Annotated in this window: 25 protein-coding genes and 2 other annotated features (1 of these 27 cut by a window edge); of the genes, 21 read left to right on the top strand and 4 right to left on the bottom strand. The window is 43.7% G+C overall.

The features are described from left to right. Positions 1-156: a binding site (T-box leader), on the top strand (it extends 69 nt beyond the left edge of the window). A gap of 39 nt (positions 157-195) precedes the next feature. Together ileS and ADIAL_RS08270 are read left to right on the top strand one after the other, a co-directional pair. Beyond that, complete coding sequence (ileS, locus tag ADIAL_RS08275; protein WP_034302447.1) at positions 196-2973, top strand: isoleucine--tRNA ligase; 2778 nt, start codon at positions 196-198, stop codon at positions 2971-2973. A gap of 231 nt (positions 2974-3204) precedes the next feature. Then, positions 3205-3405, top strand: coding sequence for a cold-shock protein (locus ADIAL_RS08270; protein ID WP_034302444.1), 201 nt, complete (start codon positions 3205-3207; stop codon positions 3403-3405). A gap of 46 nt (positions 3406-3451) precedes the next feature. Here the strand turns inward: ADIAL_RS08270 and ADIAL_RS08265 are convergent, their stop codons facing one another. The 3 genes from ADIAL_RS08265 to ADIAL_RS08255 all read right to left on the bottom strand — a co-directional run bounded on the left by ADIAL_RS08265 (position 3452) and on the right by ADIAL_RS08255 (position 5708). Then, entirely contained in the window at positions 3452-3694 is a 243-nt protein-coding gene (locus tag ADIAL_RS08265; RefSeq protein WP_034302442.1) for a GlsB/YeaQ/YmgE family stress response membrane protein, read from the bottom strand. 96 nt (positions 3695-3790) lie between these two features. After that, positions 3791-5011: a toxic anion resistance protein gene (locus tag ADIAL_RS08260; RefSeq protein WP_034302440.1), complete on the bottom strand. Its 1221-nt coding sequence runs from the start codon at positions 5009-5011 to the stop codon at positions 3791-3793. Positions 5012-5036: 25 nt separating this feature from the next. Then, complete coding sequence (locus tag ADIAL_RS08255; protein ID WP_034302437.1) at positions 5037-5708, bottom strand: 5-bromo-4-chloroindolyl phosphate hydrolysis family protein; 672 nt, start codon at positions 5706-5708, stop codon at positions 5037-5039. A 171-nt stretch (positions 5709-5879) separates the two neighbouring features. Between ADIAL_RS08255 and ADIAL_RS08250 the strand changes: the two genes are divergently transcribed. The 10 genes from ADIAL_RS08250 (at position 5880) to rpsD (ending at position 14325) form a co-directional block, all read left to right on the top strand. Further along, positions 5880-6437 (top strand): NUDIX hydrolase, encoded by a 558-nt coding sequence (locus tag ADIAL_RS08250; RefSeq protein ID WP_034302435.1) that lies wholly within the window; start codon positions 5880-5882, stop codon positions 6435-6437. 4 nt (positions 6438-6441) lie between these two features. Continuing rightward, positions 6442-6687: a hypothetical protein gene (locus tag ADIAL_RS08245; RefSeq protein ID WP_034302432.1), complete on the top strand. Its 246-nt coding sequence runs from the start codon at positions 6442-6444 to the stop codon at positions 6685-6687. 32 nt (positions 6688-6719) lie between these two features. Further along, positions 6720-7418, top strand: coding sequence for a 5'-methylthioadenosine/adenosylhomocysteine nucleosidase (locus ADIAL_RS08240; RefSeq protein WP_034302429.1), 699 nt, complete (start codon positions 6720-6722; stop codon positions 7416-7418). Positions 7419-7625: 207 nt separating this feature from the next. Beyond that, complete coding sequence (locus ADIAL_RS08235) at positions 7626-8615, top strand: ABC transporter permease (RefSeq protein WP_051503824.1); 990 nt, start codon at positions 7626-7628, stop codon at positions 8613-8615. Next, positions 8615-9580 carry an iron chelate uptake ABC transporter family permease subunit gene (locus tag ADIAL_RS08230; RefSeq protein ID WP_034302426.1) on the top strand — a complete coding sequence of 322 codons (966 nt, stop codon included), beginning with the start codon at positions 8615-8617 and terminating at the stop codon, positions 9578-9580. Before ADIAL_RS08235 ends, ADIAL_RS08230 begins: the two co-directional genes overlap by 1 nt. After that, complete coding sequence (locus tag ADIAL_RS08225) at positions 9573-10331, top strand: iron ABC transporter ATP-binding protein (protein ID WP_034302423.1); 759 nt, start codon at positions 9573-9575, stop codon at positions 10329-10331. Before ADIAL_RS08230 ends, ADIAL_RS08225 begins: the two co-directional genes overlap by 8 nt. Positions 10332-10348: 17 nt before the next feature. Then, positions 10349-11338 (top strand): siderophore ABC transporter substrate-binding protein, encoded by a 990-nt coding sequence (locus ADIAL_RS08220; protein ID WP_034302420.1) that lies wholly within the window; start codon positions 10349-10351, stop codon positions 11336-11338. Positions 11339-11502: 164 nt separating this feature from the next. Further along, the gene (locus ADIAL_RS08215; protein ID WP_034302417.1) at positions 11503-12069 is read left to right on the top strand and encodes a sugar O-acetyltransferase; all 567 of its coding nucleotides are present in this window, start codon (positions 11503-11505) and stop codon (positions 12067-12069) included. Between the two features lie 144 nt (positions 12070-12213). Then, positions 12214-13347: a baeRF6 domain-containing protein gene (locus tag ADIAL_RS08210; protein ID WP_034302414.1), complete on the top strand. Its 1134-nt coding sequence runs from the start codon at positions 12214-12216 to the stop codon at positions 13345-13347. 372 nt (positions 13348-13719) lie between these two features. Continuing rightward, positions 13720-14325, top strand: a complete 606-nt coding sequence (gene rpsD / locus ADIAL_RS08205) for a 30S ribosomal protein S4 (protein WP_034302411.1) — start codon at positions 13720-13722, stop codon at positions 14323-14325. Between the two features lie 113 nt (positions 14326-14438). Here the strand turns inward: rpsD and ADIAL_RS08200 are convergent, their stop codons facing one another. Next, complete coding sequence (locus ADIAL_RS08200) at positions 14439-14897, bottom strand: GAF domain-containing protein (RefSeq protein ID WP_034302408.1); 459 nt, start codon at positions 14895-14897, stop codon at positions 14439-14441. A gap of 129 nt (positions 14898-15026) precedes the next feature. Here ADIAL_RS08200 and ADIAL_RS08195 point away from each other — a divergent pair, with 129 nt between their 5' ends. From ADIAL_RS08195 to mreD, 9 genes are all read left to right on the top strand, one after another. After that, positions 15027-16745, top strand: coding sequence for a septation ring formation regulator EzrA (locus tag ADIAL_RS08195; RefSeq protein WP_034302405.1), 1719 nt, complete (start codon positions 15027-15029; stop codon positions 16743-16745). A gap of 485 nt (positions 16746-17230) precedes the next feature. Further along, positions 17231-17734 carry a thiol peroxidase gene (locus ADIAL_RS08190; RefSeq protein WP_034302402.1) on the top strand — a complete coding sequence of 168 codons (504 nt, stop codon included), beginning with the start codon at positions 17231-17233 and terminating at the stop codon, positions 17732-17734. A 15-nt stretch (positions 17735-17749) separates the two neighbouring features. Continuing rightward, positions 17750-17974, top strand: a binding site (T-box leader). A gap of 60 nt (positions 17975-18034) precedes the next feature. Beyond that, the gene (locus ADIAL_RS08185; protein WP_034302399.1) at positions 18035-20683 is read left to right on the top strand and encodes a valine--tRNA ligase; all 2649 of its coding nucleotides are present in this window, start codon (positions 18035-18037) and stop codon (positions 20681-20683) included. Positions 20684-20685: 2 nt separating this feature from the next. Further along, positions 20686-21342, top strand: a complete 657-nt coding sequence (locus ADIAL_RS08180) for an HAD family hydrolase (RefSeq protein WP_034302397.1) — start codon at positions 20686-20688, stop codon at positions 21340-21342. Positions 21343-21405: 63 nt separating this feature from the next. Continuing rightward, positions 21406-22122: a RadC family protein gene (radC, locus tag ADIAL_RS08175; RefSeq protein ID WP_034302394.1), complete on the top strand. Its 717-nt coding sequence runs from the start codon at positions 21406-21408 to the stop codon at positions 22120-22122. A 173-nt stretch (positions 22123-22295) separates the two neighbouring features. Next, positions 22296-22496: a cold-shock protein gene (locus ADIAL_RS08170; protein ID WP_034302391.1), complete on the top strand. Its 201-nt coding sequence runs from the start codon at positions 22296-22298 to the stop codon at positions 22494-22496. 218 nt (positions 22497-22714) lie between these two features. Continuing rightward, on the top strand, positions 22715-23725 hold the full coding sequence (locus ADIAL_RS08165) for a rod shape-determining protein (protein ID WP_034302389.1): 1011 nt from the start codon (positions 22715-22717) through the stop codon (positions 23723-23725). A gap of 137 nt (positions 23726-23862) precedes the next feature. After that, positions 23863-24714 (top strand): rod shape-determining protein MreC, encoded by an 852-nt coding sequence (gene mreC / locus ADIAL_RS08160; protein ID WP_034302386.1) that lies wholly within the window; start codon positions 23863-23865, stop codon positions 24712-24714. A gap of 4 nt (positions 24715-24718) precedes the next feature. Beyond that, entirely contained in the window at positions 24719-25276 is a 558-nt protein-coding gene (gene mreD, locus ADIAL_RS08155) for a rod shape-determining protein MreD (protein WP_034302384.1), read from the top strand. Positions 25277-25279: the final 3 nt, after the last annotated feature.

Below are 25279 nucleotides of genomic sequence, written 5' to 3'. Positions count from 1 at the left end.
CAAGCAAATATCATGGTCATCATTCAAGGAGTTAGAAGCTGAATGTAGTAGGTTTCTACGTCTATCCGCGTTAAGGATACAGAGGATAAGTAGAAAAGCTCTAGTGGGCTGATACTTTTCAAACTAAGGTGGTACCACGAAGATTTCGTCCTTTCGGATGAGGTCTTTTTTTATATAAAAATAAAGGGTGAGAATATGGAAATCAAAGAAACATTAAACTTATTGAAAACAACATTTCCTATGCGGGCAGGATTGCCCAATAAGGAACCCGAAAGACAGAAAGAATGGGCAGAAGCCGATTTATATAATCAGAGGCAGGAACTGAATAAAGACAAGCCTGCTTTTGTTCTGCACGACGGACCTCCATATGCCAATGGGAATATCCACATCGGGCATGCGTTGAACAAGATTTCAAAAGATATCATTGTCCGGTACAAATCAATGTCCGGCTTTCGTGCGCCTTACGTTCCAGGCTGGGATACACATGGGTTGCCAATCGAACAGGCACTCACGAATACGGGAGTGGACCGCAAGTCCATGTCAGTCGTTGAATTCAGAAAGCTCTGTGAAGAGTACGCTTGGGAGCAGATCGAAAAGCAGCGGACCGATTTCAAACGCCTGGGAGTGGCTGGAGAATGGGATAATCCTTACGTCACACTGAATAAGGAATACGAAGCCGAGCAGATCCGCGTGTTCGGCAAGATGGCAGAAAAGGACTATATTTATCGAGGCCTGAAGCCTATCTACTGGTCACCATCAAGTGAATCAGCACTGGCTGAAGCAGAAATCGAATATCACGATGTCCGATCAGCTAATATTTACGTAGCTTTCCAGGTCAAAGACGGAAAATCTTTGTTGGATACAGATACATCTTTTGTCATCTGGACGACGACACCTTGGACTTTACCGGCCAATCTGGCTATTGCGGTCAAACCTGATACCACTTATACAGTTCTGGAAGCAGACGGCCGGAAGTTTGTCGTGGCCTCTGAGATGGCTGAAGACGTCGCTGAAACACTGGAATGGGAGAAGGTCAAACGAATCAAGGAGATAAGAGGCAGTGATCTTGAAGGGGTTACTGCGCAGCATCCATTTTATGACAGAGAGTCTCTTGTCATCCTTGGAGACCATGTTACCCTTGAGGACGGGACTGGGCTAGTGCATACGGCACCGGGCCATGGTGAAGATGACTATATTGTTTGTCAGAAATATCAGTTACCCGTCATTTCGCCGGTTGACAGCAAAGGCTGTTTTACAGAGGAAGCTCCCGGTCTGGAGGGCGTCTTTTATGATAAGGCCAATAAGATCATAACAGGCTGGCTAGAAGAGAATGGAGCGCTGCTTAAGCTGGACTTCTTCACACACAGTTATCCGCACGACTGGCGTACGAAAAAGCCGGTCATATTCAGGGCTACGCCACAGTGGTTTGCATCTATTAATAACTTCAGAGCAGATATTTTAGAAGCGGTAGAGTCAGTAGACTGGCTTCAGCCTTGGGGCATGCAGCGTATCTATAATATGGTTCGCGACCGGGGAGACTGGGTTATTTCTAGACAACGCGCCTGGGGCGTACCGCTGCCGATCTTTTATGCTGAAAATGGCGATCCGGTTATCACGCCGGAAACCACTGAGCATGTAGCTCAGCTGTTCGAGAAGCACGGGTCCAACATCTGGTTTGAAAAAGAAGCGGTTGATTTGCTACCAAAAGGCTTTACTCATCCGGGAAGCCCGAACGGAGCATTTACAAAAGAAACGGACATCATGGATGTCTGGTTTGACTCAGGATCTTCTCACCATGCTGTACTGAGAAAACGTGACAATTTGACCTTCCCGGCAGATTTATATCTGGAAGGGTCGGATCAGTATAGAGGCTGGTTCAACTCAAGTATCACCACTTCTGTTGCAATCAACGGGGTCTCGCCTTATAAAGCTGTCCTGTCGCAAGGAATGGTCCTGGACGGAAACGGCAAGAAAATGAGCAAGTCCGTGGGCAATGTCATCGACCCGAATAAAGTGATCAAACAAATGGGAGCTGACCTGATTCGTCTGTGGGTTTCCAGTGTCGATACCCAAGCCGATGTTCGCGTCAGTATGGATATTTTGAAACAGGTATCAGAAGTTTACCGTAAAATCAGAAATACGATTCGCTTCCTTATTCAAAATACAGAGGATTTCGACTTCAAGGCAGATGGAATCGCCTATGATGATCTGCGACCGGTAGACCAGTACTTGATGAACCGTCTGAACCAGACAGTCAAAAATGTGGTCGACGGTTATGAGCGCTACGATTTTTCTGATATCTTTAAAGAAATTAACCACTTCTGTACTTTGGATGTTTCAAATTTCTATGCCAATTTTGCCAAGGATATTTTGTATATCGATGCGCCGAACGATTACAGCAGACGGGCTATGCAGACGGTCTTTTACCACATTATTAGAGATCTGACTAAACTGCTAACGCCAATCCTTCCGCATTCAGCTGAAGAAATGTGGACTTACTTGCAAGAAGAAGAAGCCTATGTACAACTGGCTGAGTTTCCTGAAGTCAAGACCTTCAGCAACCAGGAGGAAGTACTCAATAAATGGACGGACTTTATGAAATTCCGTGACAAAGTTCTCAAAGCAAATGAAGTGGCCAGAGAAAATAAAGTCATCGGCAAGGATTTTGAAGCCAAGACAACAGTCTATGCTACTAATGACATTAAGCAATTGCTTGATTCACTTAACAGTGACATTAGGCAGATTTTAATTGCCTCAGAGCTTAATATAGAAGATTTTGAGAACAAGCCAGAAGACGATAGCATCCTTGATTTTGAAGGAGTCGCTATTAAAGTAGAGCGAATGCCGGGGCAAGTGTGCACCCGCTGCCGGATCACTTCTGAAAACTGCCAGGAAATATCAGAAGGGGAATACTTGTGTGAACGCTGCTATGATATTTGCAAGACACACTACCCTGAAGTACTGAACAAATAAAAAGACACCATAAATAAACGAAGAAGCAAAAGTCCAGTTTGATGGACGTTGCTTCTTCGTTTATTTAAATGGTGTGAAATAGAAAATATATTTCCCGTTGAAGGTTGATTTAAAGCGTTTACTTTTGTATAATTTTAATAGTGATAGAAATAAGGTGCCACAATATTAACTGATCAAAGCGTTGTGTGTGCAGGGTCTATTGCAAGTATTTTTTGTAGGAGGAAAGAAGTAATGGTACAAGGTGTTGTCAAGTGGTTTAATGCAGAAAAAGGATTCGGCTTCATTGAAGTGGAAGGCCAGGAAGATGTATTTGTTCATTACAGTGCAATCGACAGTGAAGGATACAAATCTTTAGACGACGGTCAAGAAGTTGAATTTGATATTGTTGACGGAGATAGAGGCCCGCAGGCATCTAACGTTGTCAAGCGCTAAAAAAAAGCTTCCTCACAATTTGAGGAAGCTTTTTTGCAGCATATGTTTATAGTCTGCCGGCAATTAAGTCATAAATCAACACAATCAGAACAGCTCCGCCGATGGCAGGAAGAATAAAGAATCCAGCAAGTTCAGGGCCGACCTGGAAGAGCGCGTGTCCAGCCCAGGCGCCGATAAAGCCAATAATAATGTTTCCAATAATACCTCCGGGTACATCGGTCCCAACAATAGCCTGACCGATTGCCCCAATTACTCCCCCAACAATAAGCGACCAAATAAATCCTAACATGCAATTCCTCTCCTTTTTCTTAAATACTTAACTAAATTATAAAGAGTCGTCACAAATTATTCAAATATTTGCGCTCTCGAAAGATATATTGTCTTATTATGATTGGTCATCTATCCGGTTTGGCTCGGTCAGTTGAAGCAGCTGGTCTTTCAGACGGCCTTCTAGCTGCTGAAGCTGAACTTCAGCTTCCTTGCGCTTGGACCGGCCTTCTCTTTGGATAGACAAGGTTTCCTCAAGTGTCTCGACGAGGTCGGCCTGAGTTTTTTCCAGAGTTTCGATGTCGATAATGCCCCGTTCATTTTCACGCGCCGTTTCGATGGAGGACTGCTTGAGCATTTCGGAATTTTTTGTAAGCAAGTCATTGGTCGTTTCCGACACTTGTCTTTGTGCGGTGACCGCTTCTTTTTGGCGCAAAAGGGTCAAGGCCACAACAATCTGATTTTTCCAAAGAGGAATGGCTGTATTAATGGATGTCTGAATTTTTTCGCTCAAAGCCTGATTGGTATTCTGAATCAGCCGGATCTGAGGGGCCTGCTGTATTGTCATCTGTCTGGCTGTTTTGAGGTCGTATACGCGCTTGTCCAGCCTGTTGAGGAACTGATTCAAGTCGTTGACTTTTTGGACTTCCATCTGGTCGCCACTGTCTTCCGCGGTTTTGACAGCTTGTGGGATGATTTCCTGGCTCAGCTCGTCCATTTTGATTTCTCCCGCAGCAATATACACGTTCAAAGCTTCAAAATACTCATAGTTCTTTTCATAAAGGTCTTCAAGCATGCTGTTGTCTTTCAGGAGTAGCTCGCGTTCTTTATCAAGCTTGACAGCAATCTTGTCAACTTGGGCACCAATTTTCTGATATTTGGCTGTTGTTTCATAAATTGAACGGTTGATTTTGCGGAATACCTTTTTAAACAGATTGCGGTCATCTGCCTTCAACTCATTCGGATCGGCTTCTTTCAAGCGAAACATCAAGTCATTCAGGGTTTCCCCTATATGATTCGTTTCCTGATTCTGCACATGATTCAGTACTGAATGCGAAAATTCCCCAAGACGCTGCTGGGCCTGAGATCCGTAATCTGAAATGGAGTCCCGATTGGAGATGTCGATATGGCGGGCCAGTTCAAAAGCCTGCTTTTTACGTTCTTCAGTAAGACTATCCATGACTTTTTTGACTTCGTTTTGTTTTTTTAGTTCTTTTTTTTCTTTCACAGGATCCTTGCTGTAAGCTGTGGGAGAACCAAAAGGGTTGGCGAGCAAGTCATCCAGTTCAGTCTTTGCGTCTGTTTGGGAATCAGTCGGATCATTGTGATGTTTTACCATAGTGACAGCTCCTCATATTATAAGTTTAGTGGGACTGACCATTGAGGGTACGCTTGGCCAGCTCAATTTCAACGTCGAGATCCTTAATGTCATCTTTTTTGAAGCGAACATAGTCTTCAGCTATTTGCCCGCACATTTTGTCAATGGTCTGGGCAGATTTATCGAGGATATCATAGGTCGCCTTACTTTTGGCCTTATGATTCTCGATTTCCACATATTTAACGACCAGATCTGCTAGTGAAGGCAAGTGGACATAAAGAAATTTGTCGACCTCATGAAGCTTTTGTGGTTCTTTGGCAATGTCTTTGAACAGTGCTTTGGAAAGAGCTACGGTATTGTTCCGGTTTTCAATCGCCCGGAGTTTGCCTGACTGTTGCATGTTCTCATCAATAGTCAATACCTGTTCTTTAGCTTTATGCATTGTTTCTCTGAAATACTGGATGTCTTCTTTCGATAGCCCCTTGGAGCTGTAAAACTGCTCTTTTTCCTGTGACAGGCGGGGCATGTCGCGCCTACTTGCTTTTTTTACTTTAGCCCTTTTTCCTAGGCTATTGAGCAGGAATACGCCTGTTCCGATGCTTAGAATCATTGCTAAAAAGGCATTAAGATCCAGTCCAATCATCAGAAGAAATATAAACAAGGTAGCGAACAGACTGAGGATATATGTCGAAGTTGTGTGAAGCGTCGACCGTTTCATAATGGAACCTCCGTTCTTTCTAGGGTGGGTTAACTGTACCTTTATAATATCACAAAAATGTGAAATGTTGACATAGGACCTAAGAAGGATTTAAAGAGAAATGAGGCTTTATTTCAGGATGAATAATCTCTTGAAATAAGGTATGATAAAAACTACATGAGGAGTGAGCGTATGAATTTCAAAGAAGAAACAATAAGTGAAACGTCAATTTACAAAGGAAATGTAACGGAATATACGGTCCAAGAAGTCAGACTGCAAAATGGAAAAACCAGCCAGAGGGAAATTGTCAGGCACGCAGGAGCTTCAGCCGTTATTCCCTTTGTCGGAGAAGATCAGATGCTTTTGGTCAGGCAGTACAGAAAGGCTATTGAATCTGAAAGCATCGAAATACCAGCTGGTCTCAGGGACGCTGGAGAGTCAGCCTCAGAAACGGCTTTAAGAGAACTGGAAGAAGAGACAGGATACACGACCGATCAGCTCAGTTTTGTGACTTCTTTCTACAGTACACCCGGTTTTACCGATGAATTTCTTGAAATTTTTGAAGCCAGCAATCTGTATCTGGTAAAAGACAAACGACCGATGGATGAGGATGAGCAAGTAGAGGTACTGACAGTTTCCTACGATGAAGCCTGGAATTTTTACGAGAAGGGTTTGCTTAGAGATTCCAAGACCGTATTCGCCTTGTTTTACTGGAAAATGAAAAAATTAATGCAGAAAGATCAGGGATAATACAATGGCATCAAGACAAGAGTTAAAAAAGAAAAAAGAGCAAGAAGAAAAACAAGCCAGAAAAGAACAGCGGGCTAGAAAAGCTCAAAACAGAAAGTACGAGCGTCAACTAGCTAAGAAAGGCCGGACGTCAAAACAAAGGCTGGACGAAATGGAAAAATACAGAAGGGTAGAGAAGCAGCTGACATTAGCCATCGTTATTGTGTCGCTGCTGTTGCTGATTGTCCTTTCCTTTGTATTTTTTATCTAGCTAGCTAATCTACACATTGGAAGGAAGAAATCATGAAAATTGGAATTATCGCTGCCATGGAGCAGGAAATCAGAACACTTAAGAAGCAACTTGCCGGGACAGAACAAAGCAAAATTGCCAATCAAACCTTTTATGAAGGAACAATCAGTGGAGTCCCAGTTGTGCTGGTACAGTCCGGAATCGGGAAAGTTAATGCGGCCATTGCGGCTACTTTGCTGATTGACCGGTTCAAAGCAGAAACAGTGATCAATACCGGTTCAGCTGGGGGGATAGGAAAAGGACTGACAGTTGGAGATCTAGTCATTTCTAACGATCTGAGTTACAATGATGCCGATGCCAGGGCTTTTGGCTATGTCTTTGGTCAGATCCCACAAATGCCTGCCCGTTATCAGGCTGACCCGGAAACCATCAGCCGTCTTAAGGAGGCAGCACTCAGCAGTCACTGGGAAGTAAAAGATGGCCTGATTGTATCAGGAGATTCTTTTATTAGTGATAAAGCTGTCATCGTTGAAATTCAGTCACACTTTGAGGAAGCACTTGTAACTGAAATGGAGGGGGCTGCAGTAGCACAGGTTTGTTATCAGTTTGATACCCCTTTTGCTGTAGTCCGGGCGGTATCGGATGTGGCAGATGAGGAAGCGTCCGGATCATTTGAAGAGTTTATCGAAACGGCGGGGCGTAAATCGGGCGAGATGGTCTTAAAGTATATTTCCGGCTGTACGTCGAAGTAACAATCATATTTTCCCTGAGTAGCAGTACCAATCATACACCGTTAAAAGCCGTCTCGTGAGCAACAGGATCAGGAGCGGCTTTTTTTATATGCAAAAATCTACTTGCTTGTGAAGTATTGCGTTTGTGATTGAAACACTGTATAGTATGCATTGTATAATTGAGAATGATTATCATTATCAATTATACAATACAACACGAAGGAAGTGATGAACATAGACACATTTAACAGCAAGCAAGTCGATAAAGGGAAAAAAGTAAATCGCGTATTTGTCCTGCTGCTTATTCTGCTCACAGGGGTGTCAGTTTTTACTGGAATACACGATTTGGAAATCACACATATATTGAGAATGAACGAAATACAGCATATTGTGATGTACTCTACTCGGATTCCTAGAACAGTCAGTCTAATCTTGTCTGGAGGTATGCTGGCAGTATGCGGTTTGCTCATGCAGCAGCTGACTCAAAACCGCTTTATTTCTCCAGCTACTTCGGGGACTATGGCTAGTGCGCGCCTGGGTGTAGTCATTGCTGTAATCTTTTATTCCCATGAATCAGTGAAATACCAGACTATAGTGGCTTTTATTTTTGCTGTAGGAGGGACTGCCTGTTTCATGCTCTTTGTCCGCTCGGTCCGCAACAAAAAGGCCCTCATGATTCCTCTGGTAGGTATCATGTTCGGAAATATTATCAGTTCTGTCAGTACATACTTAGCTTTGCAGTACGAAGTGGTCCAGCAGACATCAACCTGGCTTCAGGGAAACTTTTCACTGATTTCATCCAGCAATTACAAATTGCTCTATTTATCTGTACCGCTGTTTTTCTGTGTATGCTTATTTGTTCACCACTTCACTATAATGGGGCTCGGGGAAGTATTTGCTGAGAGCCTGGGTGTAGCTTATGGTTTGCTTGAGACTGTCGGCTTAATAATAGTGGCCATCGCGACTTCAGCCGTTGTTCTAACCGTCGGCAGCATTCCTTTTGTTGGAATCATCATACCAAACCTGGTTGCTTTGAAAAAAGGCGACCACTTTGCCAGTCTAGTGCTTCCAACAGCTCTTTCAGGTGCGGTTTTTCTACTGGCTGCCGATATTCTTTCACGTGTACTTATATACCCTTATGAAATTCCAATTAGCGTTATAGCGGGTTCAGTAGGGAGCGTGGTCTTTCTTTATTTGCTGATTAGGAAGGAGTCCTGATGAAAAACAAAAAATGGATCATACTGTATTCTCTGCTGGCAGCGGGCATACTTCTGGCTATCTATTTGTATCTTACTGCAAACACAAGAGGACAGCCGACTTTTGCACTGAGACTGCGCAGTCAGCGACTCTTACCTTTTATATTTGTGGGGACAGCGTCTGCAACAGCGACGATTATATTTCAGACTATGACTCAAAACGTGATTCTTACTCCGAGTATTATTGGACTGGAATCACTATATATTTTTTTGCAGACTGCAGGCCTATTTTTTCTAGGAACAGAGCACTGGCTGACAACCGATGCTCGATTGAATTTTATATTCAGTCTTTTAATGATGGCAATCGCCAGTGTGCTTTTGTTTGGACTATTTTTTAAGATACAGCCCGGAAATCTCTATTTGATATTGGCGGTTGGAATTATAATGGGAACACTATTTAGCAGTTTGACACAGTTTTTGCAGGTCATTATCGATCCGAATGAATATGACCAGTTGTTTGCCCGGACGGTAGCTAGTTTTAACAGGGTTGAAATAAGCCTGACACTGCTTTCGATTATGGTCATTCTTCCCGTACTTATCTACCTGTATAGCGAAAGAAACAGACTGGACGTCCTTCATTTGGGAAATCCAGCAGCATCGAGTCTGGGTATAGAGGTTGACCGGTATCAGCTGGTCTTGTTTCTGATGGTCAGCCTACTGACTGCAGCTGCAACGGCCCTTGTTGGCCCTATTTCTTTTCTCGGTTTTATTGGCGCCCATATTGCTTACCGGCTGTTTGGAACCTACAGGCATACGGTCCTGCTTACAGGTGCCAGTCTGATAACCATTCTTTTCATTCTGGTTGGGCAACTGCTTGTCGAACATCTATTTAAGCTTCGAGTGACGCTCGGGGTTATAATCCAGTTTGTAGGAGGCATTTATTTTCTACTGATTCTTTTAAGAGAGGGGAGAGGCGTTCATGATTGACGTCCATGGATTGACAAAATCTTATGAAAACAAGAAAGTCGTAAATCAGGTCAGTTTGCTAATTAAAAAAGGCACTTTTACTGCTTGTATTGGTCCTAACGGAGCCGGTAAAAGCACCTTGCTCGAGATGCTTGGCCGACTGGTACCCTATGATGAGGGACACATTTACTTTGAGGGCGATGAATTAAGAACAGTTACCCGGTCAACACTAGCGACCCGACTGTCTGTTTTAAAGCAAAGCAGTCAGTTGTCGGTAGGACTGACGGTACGTGAGCTGGTTTCATTTGGGAGGTTTCCCTACACAAAAGGCAAGCTCACTCCGCATTGCCAGGCTGTCATCAATCGCTCGCTTGCTTACCTCAACATGACGGACATGCAGGATCGACGACTGGACACGCTCTCTGGAGGCCAATTTCAAAGAGCAATGATTGCCATGGTCCTTAGCCAGGATACCGACTATATCCTGCTAGATGAGCCACTGAACAACTTGGATATGCACCATGGAGTTCAGATGATGCAGACTTTACAGAATCTGGTCCAGGATCTCGGGAAAACAGTTGTCCTGGTTGTACATGATATAAACTTTGCTGCCAGCTATGCAGATCGTATTATTGCTATGAAAGACGGATACCTGTTTGCATCAGGTACTACGAATGAAGTAATCACAGAATCTGTATTAAGTGAGCTGTATGAAATGGATTTAGACATTATCGAAAAAGATGGAGTTAAATATTGTTTTCACTATAAATGACAAAAGGAGTTTTAATAATGAGCAAAGTGATCATCCACAAGGGGCTGCTGGCTTTAACCAGTCTATTCATTTTGTCAGCCTGCACAACTATGGAAGAAGACTCTATGGAAGGTGAAGCTGCAAGCGGCCAGCCGGCCCTTTCTACTGAAACTGAACCAGATAATAAGCAGACGCTGATGATTAAAGATTCAGCTGGAAATAAGGTAGAGGTACCGGCTGATCCTCAAAAGGTTGCTGTTTTTGATAACGGTCAGTTAGATAATTTGGCTGTGCTGGGACTAAGCGACCGCGTTGTCTTAACAGGCTCTCCTCATTTGCCTGAACACCTGCTGATATATCAGGAAGTTGAAGCAGCCGGCAGTTTCTTTGAAATAGATCTTGAAGCGACACATGCGGCTGAGCCGGATTTAATTATTGTCGCTGGTCGGTCGAGTGGAGCCTATGCAGAATTGTCAAATATTGCACCGACTCTCGATCTTTCTCATGATGCAGCAGATTATTTAACGTCACTTGATGAAAACTTGAGTCTGCTGGGCTATATATTTGACCGTAAAACAGAAGCCCGATCTGTGATTGATGAATTGGAAAATGAACTGCTGCAGCTTCAGAATAAGGCAGAGGCGTCTAAAATGACGACTCTGGTTACCCTCTACAATGAGGGGGCACTATCCGCCTATGGCTCAGGTTCGCGCTTTGGAGTTGTACATGATGCTTTCAAATTGACTCCGTCAGACAAAAACATCGAGGTATCCAACCATGGAATGGCAGTAACCTATGAATATGTACTATCAAAAAATCCAGACTTGCTGTTTGTAATCGACCGGACAGCGGCTATAGGCGGAGAAGGCCATGTGTCTGCTATTGAAGATAGCCCGGTCATTCAGCAGACAGTGGCCTTCCAAACAGACTCAATATATTACCTTTCTCCCTCGGCTTGGTATCTTTCTGGGGGAGGCGCCCAAACGTTTAGCATTATGATGGAGGAAGTCAGTGAAGTGTTTAAATAAAAAAGCGGTACAATCCGCATAAAAGAGCAAAAGGAGTCTGAAGAGACGGGTACTTTTTGTTATACTGGTAACAGGTTAGTTGCATAAAAATTAAAAATAAATAAATCAGGGACTGCACAGATTCACTGAATGAGTAAAAACAAATCAAAGGAGAGTGTGTGTACATGACTACTGAGAAGCAAAAAATGATTGCCGGCAAGATGTATGATCCGTCCGACCGGATCCTTGCTCAGGAAAGACAAGCGGGACACCGCAAAGCACAGGTTTTCAATCAGGCAACAGATGATGAAACCAGGAAAAAGCGTGTTCAGAGTCTCTTTGGGTCGACTGGTGAGCATATTACGGTTGAGCCTGGTCTTCGGGTAGATTACGGGAGTAATATTCATGTAGGGGAAAATTTTTTTGCTAATTTCAACTGTGTCTTTCTGGATGTCTGCCCGATTGAGATCGGAGCCAATGCGATGCTTGGACCCGGCGTGAGTATAGTCACGCCGGAGCATCCCCTCGATCCAACGGAAAGAAACGCAGGCTATGAATTTGGCCGGCCGGTTACCATTGGCGACAACTGCTGGATTGGAGCGAATGCTACTATTGTCGGGGGCGTCACCCTAGGGGATAACGTTGTTGTAGCTGCAGGGGCTGTCGTGACCCAGTCCTTTTTAGATAATGTTTTGATTGGCGGGATACCGGCTAAAATCATCAAGCCTATCACATTAAAGGTACAGAACTGACAGCAAAGGGATCGTCTGGAAGAGAGGGCTGTCCATCAGCATATTCTTAGACATTTTTCATCTGATTAGCTATGATGGACCTATAGGAATCTCTGCTGGGGCCTGGACCTCAAGAGAGAAAATAATGAATGGAAGGTGACGCATATGCAAGAGCTCTACACATTTCCAACTGATGAACTGCTGCAGGATTATGAGGCAGTCGTGTCCATTTCTTTGAACTCTGAATCCAATGGAGTGGAAGTCGAGGCCAATCAGATTCAGTTCCAGAATCTGCTGAAGGAAGCGAAAGCGAAACTCCACAAGGTTTACGATGAAAAATTCTGCAATAGTTTTTTGGATAAGGCAAAGTTTCTCGTTGACCATACTGATTTCTGGAGAAACATGACACGTAGTGCCGTATTCTACATCACACCAGATGAGGTTTATTACTACCGGCTAGGGACAGCTATCCACACTGGAACAGTTGTATCCAAACAGCCCTATGTCCTGCCGCTGATTGCTGATTTTCAGTATGTGAGCTATTACCACCTTCTTGCACTTAATCACGATAAATTTAGCCTTTACACCGGCCGACGCAATAAACTTCAGCCGGTCGATCTGCCTGAAGACGCACCAAATACTTTGACCAAAGCTTTGGGGGATGAACTGACCGGCGGTGAACTTAATGTCGGATCCTATAACGGTGGAGACGGCAACAGTGGGGGTGTGTTCCACGGCCACAACGAGAAAAGCACAGAGGTCGAAATCGACCAGGAAAATTATTTCCGTGAAGTAGATAAATATATCAACGAACAGTTCTCTAAGCCAACAGGCTTGCCACTGGTGCTCTTTGCGCTCAAGAAAAACATCTCTGATTTTGAGAGACTGTCCAAAAATGGTTACCTGGATGAAACGAGAGTAGAAGCGTCACCCTCTCAGTTGACCTTCAACGAAATCCAGTCTCATACATCTGAAGTCGTCGATGACATCATCAATAGACGCTACAGAAGCCTCGTCGAAAAGTTCAGAGAAACCAAACCGGAATTCAAACTGGAAGCTCAGTTTGATGATCTGGCTATGGCCAGTATCCAGGGAAAAATCGATGTGCTATTGCTGGAAGATGACTACCAGGTGGAGGGCCTGATTGATGAAAATGGCCAGTACCATGAAGGTCCCGAAACCAATCAGTATATCAATCAGCTTGTCCACAATGTACTGAAGACGAACGGTCAAGTATATGTGCTAGACAAGGCCAGCATGCCATCTGACAGTGGTGTAGCGGCACTGCTTCGTTTCTAATTTCATATGAGAATAGTTACTGAGAAGGCCGGGACAGCAGTTCCGGCCTTTTTTATAGGTTCTTCAGCCGATTACTGACCCACGTCTTGACGAGAGTAAACCGCTTAAAGGGTTATTCGGGTCTTTAATAAATCATCTTGACTTCTTATGTAAATATTGGTAAGCTTATCCTTGTGTAAAATATCGCAGCGGGAAGCGGCAACCGCGTCAACAGTGCCTTGCCATATGAATCATATGAGCGTAATTGTGTAACCAGCGGCTGCAAGTGGTGAAGATTGAAAAGGTACTGCACGTATTGCTGAGCTTTCATTCGTTATTTTACTCCATTACAGTTGTGTCAAACTGATCATTTATTATATGGAGGAATTCAATATGGCAAGATATACTGGACCATCATGGAAAAAATCAAGACGTTTGGGCATTTCCCTTACCGGAAGCGGTAAAGAGCTAGCAAGACGTCCGTATGCACCAGGTCAGCACGGACCGACTGCACGTATCAAACTGTCTGAATACGGGCTGCAGCTTAAAGAGAAGCAAAAGCTTCGCTTCATGTACGGCCTGAACGAACGTCAGTTCTTTAACCTGTTTACTAAAGCAGGAAAAATCCGTGAAGGCAAGCACGGTGTAAACTTCATGGTTCTGCTGGAGCAGCGCCTGGATAACGTTGTTTACAGACTAGGTCTTGCGACTACACGTCGTCAGGCTCGTCAGCTTGTAAACCACGGTCACATCACTGTAAATGGCAAGCGCGTGGATATTCCATCATTCAGCGTTACTGTTGGAGATGTTGTTGGTGTTCGTGAAAAATCTAAAGACCTTAAGATTATTAAGGAATCTGTAGAGTCTATCTTTGGACGTCCAGACTTTGTCACATTTGATGATGAAAAACTGGAAGGTTCTCTGACTCGTCTGCCACTTCGTGAAGAAATGCCAGCAGAAATCGATGAAGCCTTCATCGTTGAGTACTATAACAGATAATCAGTTAAGTGATTATAAAGCGTCATCTGCCCTCGGGCGGGTGACGTTTTTTTTAATCCTATAATTAGAAAAAGCCTCCCAGCAAAAAGCTGAAAGGCTTATTTGGGACACATTCACATAACGCCAAGCAAAACAGAGCAGAATTCTTCCAGCATGTTCTGGTCTTCCTGAGTGAAACGGTCTGTGATTGGAGCATCGACGTCCAGAACACCAATCTTGCGTCCTGCTTTGATTAAGGGCACGACAATTTCTGACTGGCTAGCGGAATCGCAGGCAATATGACCGGGGAACTGGTGAACATCCGGCACAACCAGTGTTTTTTCCTGTTCGAGAGCCGACCCGCATACTCCTTGACCTTTTTTGATTCTGACACAGGCTACTTTTCCTTGGAAAGGGCCTAGTACCAGTTCATCATCTACTTCTTCCCACAGATAAAAGCCGGCCCAGTTGATGTCCGAAAGATGATCGTTTAAAAGGGCGGATGCATTGCTGAGATTCGCAATCAGATTCGGTTCGCCGTCGGTGACCGCCTGCAGTTGTTTGCTGAGCAGATAGGTTAAATCGTTTTTCATCATAATTCTCCTTGTGTTGAAATATAATTTACAGAATTTGCTTGCTAGTATAACATAATCGTTTGAAGTTTGATATACTAGGAAGAAGAGATCCGCCAACAAAGGCAGCATTACTTGGAGGGAATATTGATGACAATCGAAATTGTCGTAGCAGTCAGCATAATCATTCTGGCTGTGATGCTCTACATGAGTACATACTATCTAAAGAAAAAAAACTATACAAATATCGATCAGCTTGACCTTGAGAAGAAACAGGCGCAAAGCAGTCTTCCAGCAGGAAAAGCCGAAAAATTGAGTACAATGGCACTTACTGGACAAACTAAAGCAGCTGCTGATACGGCTGTCGAGAAAGTAGCTGATATTGAAAACAGCCGGTTACCGGAAGTTGAAGCCCTTTTGTTTGAGGCTGAACAGGCTACTGACCGTTTCAGATTCAAGCAAGCTTCGGAATATCAGGAGAAAAGTGGCGCAGCACTGAAGGACATCCAAACGGATGCAGATCACTTGAACAGTCTGATTGATGAGCTGCTTCAGCGTGAAGAAGCCAATCTGAAAAAAGTAGAATCTATCAAGAAACGCTACCATAAAATACGTAAAGAACTGCTGACAAATAGCTTTACTTTTGGAGACAGTACCAACAGTCTGGAGGAAAAACTGGGAGAAGTGGAAGCCGAATTCACCCTGTTTTCAGATCTGACTGCATCGGGGGACCACGAAGAGGCGCGGAAAATCGTCAGCCGTCTGGACAGTAAAATATCGGAAATGGAAAAATTGATGAAACGTATACCAGAGCTGATCAAGGCTATCGAATTCGAGTATTTGAAGCAGAAGGAAGAAATAGTAGAGGGATATGCCAGCCTACTGGATCAGGGCTATCTTTTCCCTGAAACAGCTGAGGTTGATGAATGCCTGTCTGATCTGGACCGTGCAATCAACGAATTGAAATCATCGGTAAGTGACCTAAAAATATCAGCTGTTGACCAGCAGGTCGAGACGGTTGAAAACAGAATAGATCAAATCTATGATTTGATGGAAGCAGAAATCGAAGCCAAGCCTGAAGTGACTAAACTGATCAAGCAACTGAAAAAGATTGTGCTGTATGTGCAGGATCAGAAAAGAGAAATCAGCTTTGAGGTAGACCGAATCAATCAAAGCTACACTCTCTATAAAGACGAAGAAGCAACAATGGACAAGCTTAAGGCAGACTTTGCTGCTCAGACAGAGCAGATTGGCCGTGTTGAGAGTCGGCTCGCCGACGAGGCGCTGCCTTATTCAGCCGCTAGGGATACGCTGGCAAGCTGTTTTAATGAGCTAGAAAACCTTTCGTCCAAACTGGCTCAACTTTCAGCTGACCTGTACGCCTATAGGCAGACAGAAATGGAAATCAAGAAAGATATCGATGAGATGGAATTGGCTCTAAGGGAGATGAAGCGGTATATTGAGCATAAAAACCTGCCCGGTCTTCCCAAAGATTACCTGGATTTGTTCTTTTACACGACTGATCATTTGGAAGATCTATCTAGAGAACTGGCCCGTCCACGACTGGACTTGGAAGCCGTTGTACGTCTGCATAGACTGTGTGAAGATGATATCGAATCGCTCGCTGTTCAGACAGATACACTTGTGGATGAAGCTTTGCTCACAGAGCTGGTCAGCCAAAGGCTTTACCGCTACCGTGAAGAGCATCCGGAAGTTATTGAAACAATTAAATACAGTGAATCTTTATTCTTGAATGAATTTGACTATCATACGGCTCTGAAAATGGTCCGAGAAAAACTTGAGACGATTGAAGCAGGTGCTTTTGATGAAGTATCAAAGGCATATACGGAAAATAAGTCTTACAGCTGAAAGCATGGACTATGTTTAGAACTCCCTCGGCAGATAAAGAAGTGATTCTTTACAGGCGGGGGATTTTTTAATGGAGGATGTGGATTTTATGATACCTACAAAACAAAGGTCAAGTTATATGTATGGACGCCGGTTGGCCTATATAAGCCTGTCACTTTATGTAGGTAGGTCTGGGCTTGCAAGCACTCTCTTCAGTGTTGACTCAGCCCTGGTAGGCAAATTACCTTGAGAGCTGATGAGTCGGTGACCGTTTGTTTCATTTGATACTGCGTTTTAAAGATTAAATACCGTATACGGGAAGTCTCTGATTATTTAAAAGATTATCTCGTGAATCAACTTTTTGCCTACCCTGCCCAATGGGAAGGGCAGGTAGAGTTCAGGCAAATTCAGTAGCGTATGACTTAATTCATGCATTCACTTTATAGTTGCAATGAGACGAGATGGAAAGTAAACTGGTATTATATATAGGGAAAGAAGGGATTAGGATGAACGTTACATTAAAAGGGGAACCCTACGAAACAAACGCTCAAGCTCCTCGAGTAGGCGATGATGCTCCTTCCTTTACACTAAAAGATTTAAATGATAAGGAAGTCAAGTTGTCCGACCTCAAGGGAGACGTACTAATCATCAGTACAGTACCTGATATCGAAACAAGTACTTGCTCCAGACAGACTAACACGTTCAATGATGAAGCAAGAAAGCTGAAAGGTACCAAAATGTTCTCAGTATCAACAAATACGAAAGCTCAGCAGCAGGAATGGTCGCGCACGAAAGTCCTGCACAGTTCCATTTTGCACGACAAAGATCGTTTATTTGCCAAAGACTACGGCCTTTATATCGATAATCTTGATAAGATGGCCCGCGCAGTCTTTGTTCTCAATAAAGGCGGGCAGATTGTTTATCGTGAAATTGTCAAGGAAATGGCTGATGATCCGGATTATGAAGCAGCGCTGTCTGCAGCCAGACATGAAGAAGCTGAGCTAAATTAAAGTAGAATACAAATAATACAAGCAATGAACAAGAAGAGTAGTGGCCAATGCTGTCTCAGAGAATGGGTGGAAGCTGGAAAACCCTGGCAGACATAGTCATGAAGTAACTTGGGAGCTGTCGGGAGGAAAGCAGTACTTCTGACTGGTGGGACAGTCCATTAACACTGTCATTGAGAGACCGCAGCCGGTATCAGCTGTCTGTGGTAATATAGGTGGTACCGCGAAGCATTCGTCCTAAAATTTAGACGAGTGTTTTTTTTATGGAAAAATAAAAGAAATAACTATGAAGAGGTGTATAGTATGAAAGAAGAAATCAAAATGTCAACCAAATACGAACCATCACAAGTAGAAGCAGGCAGATATAAAGAATGGATCGACAAAGAACTGTTTAAGCCTGATGAACAAGCAACCGAGCCTTACTCAGTTGTTATTCCACCCCCCAATGTTACGGGGCGCTTGCATCTGGGGCATGCCTGGGACACGACGCTGCAGGATATCATTATCAGACAAAAACGGATGCAGGGGTACGACACGCTATGGCTACCTGGAATGGATCATGCAGGTATCGCAACTCAGACAAAAGTGGAAGAAAAGTTGGCTCAAGATAATATATCAAGGCATGATTTGGGTCGTGAGCTGTTTCTGGAAAAAGTCTGGGAATGGAAGGAAGAGTACGCAGAAAGTATTCGTGATCAGTGGGCAAAAGTCGGTATTTCAGTTGACTATTCTAGAGAACGGTTTACTTTGGATGAGGGTCTGAATAAGGCAGTCAACAAAGTGTTTGTTGATCTTTACAATAAGGGGCTGATTTACCGAGGAGAATATATCATCAACTGGGACCCGAAAGCCCAAACCGCCTTGTCGGATATTGAAGTTGAGCACAAGGAAGTTAATGGCGCATTTTACCATATCCAGTATCCTGTCATCGATGGAGAGGGATCTGTTGAAATTGCAACGACCCGTCCGGAAACGATGCTGGGGGATACAGCTGTGGCTGTTCATCCGGATGATGAGCGTTATCAGCATCTGATTGGTAAAAACGTGGAGCTGCCGGTAGTGGGCCGTGCACTGAAAGTGATTGCAGATGATTATGTGGACATGGAGTTTGGTACGGGCGTAGTCAAAATTACTCCGGCTCACGACCCTAATGACTTCGAAATCGGTCAGCGTCATGATTTAAAACAAATTAATGTAATGAACAATGACGGATCCATGAATCATCTTGCAGGAAAATATGAGGGCATGGACCGGTTTGAAGCAAGAAAAGCGCTGGTCAAGGATCTGAAAGATCAGGGCTACCTGATACGTATAGAAGAAATGCAGCACAGTGTAGGTCACTCTGAGCGTTCAGGCGTTGTTGTTGAGCCAAGACTGTCTACCCAGTGGTTTGTCAAAATGACACCACTTGCAGAGAAAGCGCTGAAAAACCAGGAAACTGAAGATAAAGTAGAGTTTGTACCTAGACGTTTTGAAAAGACATTCAACAACTGGATGGAGAATGTTCACGACTGGGTTATTTCCAGACAACTCTGGTGGGGACACCGCATCCCAGCTTGGTACCACAAGGAAACCGGAGAGCTTTATGTCGGCGAAGCGGCACCTGAAGATGCAGAAAATTGGGTACAGGATGAAGATGTTCTGGACACCTGGTTCAGTTCAGCTTTATGGCCATTTTCAACAATGGGCTGGCCGGATACAAACAGCAGCGATTTTGAAAAATATTTCCCCACCAGCACCCTTGTCACTGGTTATGACATCATCTTTTTCTGGGTCAGCCGTATGATTTTCCAAAGTCTGGAGTTTACGGGCCAAGCGCCGTTCAAGAATGTGCTTATACACGGTCTGATCCGCGACGAGCAAGGAAGAAAAATGAGTAAATCATTAGGGAACGGAATCGATCCTATGGAAGTGATTGATCAGTACGGAGCGGATGCACTCAGGTGGTTCCTTTCAAACGGTTCTGCACCGGGACAGGATGTGCGCTTCAGTTATGAGAAGATGGATGCATCCTGGAACTTTATCAACAAAATATGGAATGCCAGCCGTTATGTCATCATGAATCTCGAGGACTTTGAAGCGTCTGACATCAATTTGACACTTGAAAAGACGATTGCCGATAAGTGGATCCTGGCTAGACTGAACGAGACGGTCAGCCAAGTGACCGAACTTTTTGAAAAATTTGAGTTTGGAGAAGCCGGTCGCCAGCTTTACAGCTTTATCTGGGATGACTATTGCGACTGGTATATCGAAATGAGCAAAGAGTTGCTTGTACAAGGCACAGACAGTCAGAAGCAGTCAACTAAATCAGTCCTGGTGCATGTACTTGACCAGACGCTTAGACTGCTGCATCCAATCATGCCCTTTGTGACTGAAGAAATCTGGACACATATCCCTCATGAAGGCGAGTCGATTGTCCGAGCTGACTATCCGGTTGTGAATGATACGCTGCATGATCCAGAGGCCATCCAAAATATGGAAATGCTGATTGATTTGATTCGTTCAGTTCGGACAATCCGCTCAGAAGCGAACCGTCCGATGTCCAAAACCATTGATTTGCTCATAAAGACAAGAGGACATAAAGAACAGGATTTCCTGACGGAGAACCAGTCCTTCATTAACCGTTTCTGCAATCCGAACGATTTGGTCATTGATGCTGATCTGGATGCTCCGGACGAAGTAAAAACAGCAGTTGTAGCTGGAGCGGAAATTTTTGTCCCTCTTGCTGGACTGGTTGATATTAAAGAAGAAATCAGCCGTCTTGAACAGGAACAGACTAAATGGCAGAAGGAAATTGACCGGGTGGAGAACAAACTGGCGAATAAGAAATTTGTCGAGAATGCCCCAGAAGCTATTGTGGAAGAAGAAAGAAAGAAAGGTCTGGAATATAAAGAGAAGTTTGACTCGGTGACAAGACAGCTAGAGAAGATGCAGAGTATGAAAGAAGGGTAAGCATGCATAAACTGGTTATTTTTGATATGGATGGACTGATGTTTGATACTGAAAGACTATATTATGAAGCCAATCAAAAAACAGCAGATCGCATTGGTATCCCCTTTGACTATGCATTTTATCGCCAGTTTATTGGGGTCAGTGACAAAGACTTTTTTAAAGCTATGGAAGAGCGTTTTGAAACAAATCAGGTTGACCAATTCAAGCAAGAGAGTGTAAAAGATCTGCGTGTCCTCCTAGAGACTACTGTACCTGATCAGAAAAAAGGGCTGAAGGAATTGTTGACATACCTCAAAGATAACGGTTATAAAATGGTTGTGGCTTCAAGCTCGGAGCGGCGGTTAGTGTTAAAGTTGCTAGAGAATGCCGGACTTTATGCCTGGTTTGACGGGATTGTCGGTGGAGATGAAGTACAAGACTCTAAACCTCAGCCTGATATTTTTCTTAAGGCATGTGATTTGATTGAAGGAGACGTGAGTAAGGTCCTCGTTCTGGAGGATTCGCTTAACGGGATTAAAGCGGCGCATCAAGCGGGTTTTCCAGTGGTCATGGTTCCAGATCTGATTGAACCAAACGCATATGCTCGAACGCTAGCCCAAGCTATCTGCGAAGATCTTCATGAAGTTTTAATAAAGATAAAAAGTGAGAATCTGATTTAAAAGAGAATATATAAGAAAGAGAAGTTTAAAGGCTTCTCTTTCTTTTTATATAAGGAGGATTCTATGCAAACTCAGAAACTAATCGAACTGCCTTCAGCTTCCCGCCCCAGGGAAAGAATGGAAGAATACGGCCCGGCTGCACTGGCCAATCATGAACTGCTGGCGATTTTGCTGCGTACGGGAACGAAAGACAGCAATGTCCTTCAGCTCAGCATGCAAGTATTGTCATACTTCGATGACCTGCATACTCTGAAGCAGGTCTCTCTTGAAGAACTGCTAACTGTTCCCGGAATCGGTCGGGTAAAAGCAATCGAGCTGCTTGCTACAATCGAATTGGGCCAGCGCATTGCCCGGTCTTCTCTGTTGAAAGAAGGTACTGTGACCTCAAGTCAAAGTGTGGGCAGTATGCTAGTGGAGGAAATGAAGGATCTGCAGCAGGAGTATGTAGTAGCTCTGTTTCTCAATACTAAGAATCAAATCATCAAGAAAGAGACGTTGTTTAAAGGAACATTAAATTCTTCAGTGGCACACCCCAGAGAAATTTTTAAGGCCGCTGTGAAGTATTCAGCTGCTAGAATCATTCTGGCACATAACCATCCTTCAGGGGATCCCGAACCATCAGACGCGGACCTTGACTTCACCCGGCGGATGGTAGAGGCGGGCAATCTGATGGGAATTGAATTATTGGATCATTTTATTATCGGAGAAAAGACATATGTCAGCCTCAAAGAGAATAGGATGCCTTGTTTTCAGACGCTGAATAAAAACGGAATAAATTAATTATCATCTGAAATTCTTCAGCGTAAGGCTTGCACTCCTATAAATTTGATGATATTATGAACTTAGCATTTTGTTAGGTAAAGAAAAAAGAAATGTGTAACAACATTCCGATTCGTACCTACACCAATAATGTGAAATATAATGTGCATTAGGCACGAGGAGGAAATTGTAAGATGGAAAACGGTACAGTAAAATGGTTTAACGCAGAAAAAGGTTTTGGATTTATCGAGCGTGAAGGTGCTGACGATGTATTCGTACACTTCTCAGCTATCAACGAAGAAGGATTCAAATCTCTTGAAGAAGGTCAAGCTGTAACTTTCGATATCGAAGAAGGCGCACGCGGACCACAAGCTGCAAACGTAGAAAAAGCTTAATTAACACTTAATCTGATTTTTGACCGGGGAGGCCTTTGGCCTTCCCGGTTTTTTAGTATATGAAAAGTCGAAATGCTTCATTTCGAATGTTACATTTTTATAAAGTACATGTCAGGTAGTGCATAATGCTCCCGAAAAAGGTACAATAGCATAATGAATGCAGAAAATTAAAAAGAATAACTGAGATTGTTTTTTAGGATTGAAAGGAGAAACGCTACGTGTTTTGGTTTGGAAAAAAAGGAATCGGGATCGATTTAGGAACAGCAAATACCAATGTTTTTGTAGAAGGAAAAGGTATCGTACTGGGGGAACCATCAGTTGTTGCCAAAGACAGTAAAACTGGAGAAGTGGTAGCCGTAGGTGAAGATGCGCAGAAAATGATTGGCCGTACACCGGGAAGCATAGTTGCCATCAGACCGATGAAAGATGGGGTTATTGCAGATTTTGATACAACAGCTGCAATGATGGAATATTTTATCGGCAAGTCTGTAGGTAAGCGTGCTGGTAAACCGAGCGTACTGGTTTGTGTACCTGGTGGAGGGACCGAAGTGGAAAAGCGGGCGATTATAGATGCTACTCGTATGGCTGGAGCCAAGGAAGCTTTTCTAATTGAAGAGCCTTTCGCAGCAGCAATCGGTGCTGGTTTGCCTGTAAACGAGCCCACAGGAAGCATGGTCGTTGACATTGGTGGAGGAACAACGGATGTGGCTACTATATCTCTGGGAGGAATAGTGAGCAGCCGCACAATTAAGATGGCGGGAGATCAGATGGATCAGTCTATAATTCATTTTATCCGCGCCAAGTACAATCTGCTTATCGGTGAACGTACGGCAGAAGCTGTCAAAATAGAGCTCGGAAGCGCGTCGATTGATGCGGCTAAAGAGCTGGACGATATGGATATCAGAGGCCGTGATCTGCTGACAGGCTTGCCGAAAAACATCTCCATTCCGGCGGTAGATGTTGCTGAAGCAATCAGAGAAGTAATTGATGGAATCATCGTAGCTGTTAAAGCGACTCTTGAAGATACGTCACCTGAAATTTCAGCAGATGTCATTGACAGAGGGATTGTTTTGACAGGTGGAGGCGCTATGCTGAGAAATCTGACTGACGTCATTTCAGCTGAAACAGAAGTCCCGGTCTTTGTTGCCAGTCAGCCACTGGATTGTGTTGCAATTGGAACAGGTGAGGCATTGAACCATATGGATATCTACAAAAAACAATCAAGGTAATGGGAGCGGGAAGGAGACTTCCCGCTTATTTGTCGAATAATAATCGATACTTGCTTTAAATCTTCTAGATCTGCCTCTACGATGAGCTCAAAAATTATGGTAAAATAAGCAAAGTTAATATATACGAGGTGTTATAGGTGAACCAATTTTTTACAAACAAAAAGATGATTGTTCTATTAATCAGCGTGATCATGTTTGTTTCCTTGATTTCTCTTTCCATTAGAAGCGGCAGCAGTACGCCATTTGTTCAGCAGGCTTCCAATGACATCACAGCGGTTTTGGGTCGGGTCATATCAGCGCCTACCCATGCAGTGACAGGAATGTTTGATTCAATTACTAGCCTGCGGGGAACGTATGAAGAGAATCAGCGGTTAAAAACAGAAATAAATAGAATATATGAGCGTCAATCTGAAATCAGTGTCCTGCGTGATGAAAATGCCAGACTACAAGAAGAACTATTACTTCAGAACTCACTAACTGACTTTCGGACTATATCAAGTACGGTGATATCAAGAAGTCCTGATAACTGGGTGGACCAGGTAGTTGTTGACAGAGGCAGCCAGGATGGTGTGGAAGTAGGCATGCCGGTTATGTCCGGTAACGGTTTGATTGGCCGTATTTCAGAAGTGAATCCTACAAGTTCTAAAGTGGTCTTGCTCACTAATATCGAGCAGACAGCGAATCAGGTTTCTTCCGAGATTATCACTGAGGAAGAAATCGTTTATGGTCTGATCAGCGGGTATGATTCTAGTGGGAATCGCTTGGTAATGTCTCAAATCACTTCGACAGCGGAGATAGAAGAAGGCGAATTGATTACTTCGTCGGGACTCGGGGGGATTATTCCGAGAGGACTGGTCATCGGAGAGGTTGAGGAAGTCAGTATGGACTCTCATGGCCTAGCTCAGCAGGTTTACGTCAGGCCTGCTGCCGATTTTGAAAATATCCGATTTGTCACCATCATCAACCGTCAGTCAGAAAGCGGGGAATAATAGTATGGGAGCCTGGAAAAAAGTGACCTTGCCCATCCTTCTTCTCTTTTTGTCTTTGCTGCTTGACGGAGCCATTGCCCTTTTTTTCAATGAACAGTTAAGTGTTTCTTTTGGCGTTATGACACCTAGGCTGTTTGTACTTGTTGTGATTGTACTGGCTTTTTATCTTCAGCCCAGACATATGTACACGTTGACAATCATTTTCGGTTTTTTGTATGACAGTTACTTTTCCGGCATTCTGGGGATTTACATTGCAACGCTGACACTGATAGCTTATTTTGTTGTTCAACTGAGAAAAGTTTTTGAACCTGCCTATTTGATCACTGTATTAATGTCAGTGATCATGCTGACTTTTTTAGAATTTTTCGTTTTCGGCATTTATCGGGTCATTGATTTGACAGTCTTGACCACTCAGGACTTTATGGCTTCAACGCTTTTAGCCTCGCTCATATTCAATACAGCCGCGGCTGTTTTACTTATGTTGCCGCTAAATAGAATAGGTAAAACGCTTAAGCCGAGACAAAAATCAGACAAGTCTAAATCAAGCATCGCATACAGATAATTA

This window comes from Alkalibacterium sp. AK22 (assembly GCF_000585255.1).
Taxonomy (GTDB): domain Bacteria; phylum Bacillota; class Bacilli; order Lactobacillales; family Carnobacteriaceae_A; genus Alkalibacterium.
This window is presented reverse-complemented; position numbering and strand designations above follow the sequence as displayed.

Excerpts from the sequence above, each read along its gene's own strand:
- ADIAL_RS08200 (WP_034302408.1), bottom strand. The coding sequence starts at position 14,897 with ATGAAAAACGATTTAACCTATCTGCTCAGCAAACAACTGCAGGCGGTC.
- ileS (WP_034302447.1), top strand. The coding sequence starts at position 196 with ATGGAAATCAAAGAAACATTAAACTTATTGAAAACAACATTTCCTATG.
- mreD (WP_034302384.1), top strand. The coding sequence starts at position 24,719 with ATGGGAGCCTGGAAAAAAGTGACCTTGCCCATCCTTCTTCTCTTTTTG.
- ADIAL_RS08260 (WP_034302440.1), bottom strand. The coding sequence starts at position 5,011 with ATGGTAAAACATCACAATGATCCGACTGATTCCCAAACAGACGCAAAG.
- ADIAL_RS08240 (WP_034302429.1), top strand. The coding sequence starts at position 6,720 with ATGAAAATTGGAATTATCGCTGCCATGGAGCAGGAAATCAGAACACTT.
- ADIAL_RS08235 (WP_051503824.1), top strand. The coding sequence starts at position 7,626 with ATGAACATAGACACATTTAACAGCAAGCAAGTCGATAAAGGGAAAAAA.
- ADIAL_RS08225 (WP_034302423.1), top strand. The coding sequence starts at position 9,573 with ATGATTGACGTCCATGGATTGACAAAATCTTATGAAAACAAGAAAGTC.
- ADIAL_RS08190 (WP_034302402.1), top strand. The coding sequence starts at position 17,231 with ATGAACGTTACATTAAAAGGGGAACCCTACGAAACAAACGCTCAAGCT.
- ADIAL_RS08215 (WP_034302417.1), top strand. The coding sequence starts at position 11,503 with ATGACTACTGAGAAGCAAAAAATGATTGCCGGCAAGATGTATGATCCG.
- ADIAL_RS08170 (WP_034302391.1), top strand. The coding sequence starts at position 22,296 with ATGGAAAACGGTACAGTAAAATGGTTTAACGCAGAAAAAGGTTTTGGA.
- ADIAL_RS08270 (WP_034302444.1), top strand. The coding sequence starts at position 3,205 with ATGGTACAAGGTGTTGTCAAGTGGTTTAATGCAGAAAAAGGATTCGGC.
- ADIAL_RS08195 (WP_034302405.1), top strand. The coding sequence starts at position 15,027 with ATGACAATCGAAATTGTCGTAGCAGTCAGCATAATCATTCTGGCTGTG.
- ADIAL_RS08255 (WP_034302437.1), bottom strand. The coding sequence starts at position 5,708 with ATGAAACGGTCGACGCTTCACACAACTTCGACATATATCCTCAGTCTG.
- ADIAL_RS08220 (WP_034302420.1), top strand. The coding sequence starts at position 10,349 with ATGAGCAAAGTGATCATCCACAAGGGGCTGCTGGCTTTAACCAGTCTA.
- ADIAL_RS08245 (WP_034302432.1), top strand. The coding sequence starts at position 6,442 with ATGGCATCAAGACAAGAGTTAAAAAAGAAAAAAGAGCAAGAAGAAAAA.
- ADIAL_RS08185 (WP_034302399.1), top strand. The coding sequence starts at position 18,035 with ATGAAAGAAGAAATCAAAATGTCAACCAAATACGAACCATCACAAGTA.
- ADIAL_RS08250 (WP_034302435.1), top strand. The coding sequence starts at position 5,880 with ATGAATTTCAAAGAAGAAACAATAAGTGAAACGTCAATTTACAAAGGA.
- radC (WP_034302394.1), top strand. The coding sequence starts at position 21,406 with ATGCAAACTCAGAAACTAATCGAACTGCCTTCAGCTTCCCGCCCCAGG.
- ADIAL_RS08180 (WP_034302397.1), top strand. The coding sequence starts at position 20,686 with ATGCATAAACTGGTTATTTTTGATATGGATGGACTGATGTTTGATACT.
- ADIAL_RS08230 (WP_034302426.1), top strand. The coding sequence starts at position 8,615 with ATGAAAAACAAAAAATGGATCATACTGTATTCTCTGCTGGCAGCGGGC.
- ADIAL_RS08265 (WP_034302442.1), bottom strand. The coding sequence starts at position 3,694 with ATGTTAGGATTTATTTGGTCGCTTATTGTTGGGGGAGTAATTGGGGCA.
- ADIAL_RS08210 (WP_034302414.1), top strand. The coding sequence starts at position 12,214 with ATGCAAGAGCTCTACACATTTCCAACTGATGAACTGCTGCAGGATTAT.
- rpsD (WP_034302411.1), top strand. The coding sequence starts at position 13,720 with ATGGCAAGATATACTGGACCATCATGGAAAAAATCAAGACGTTTGGGC.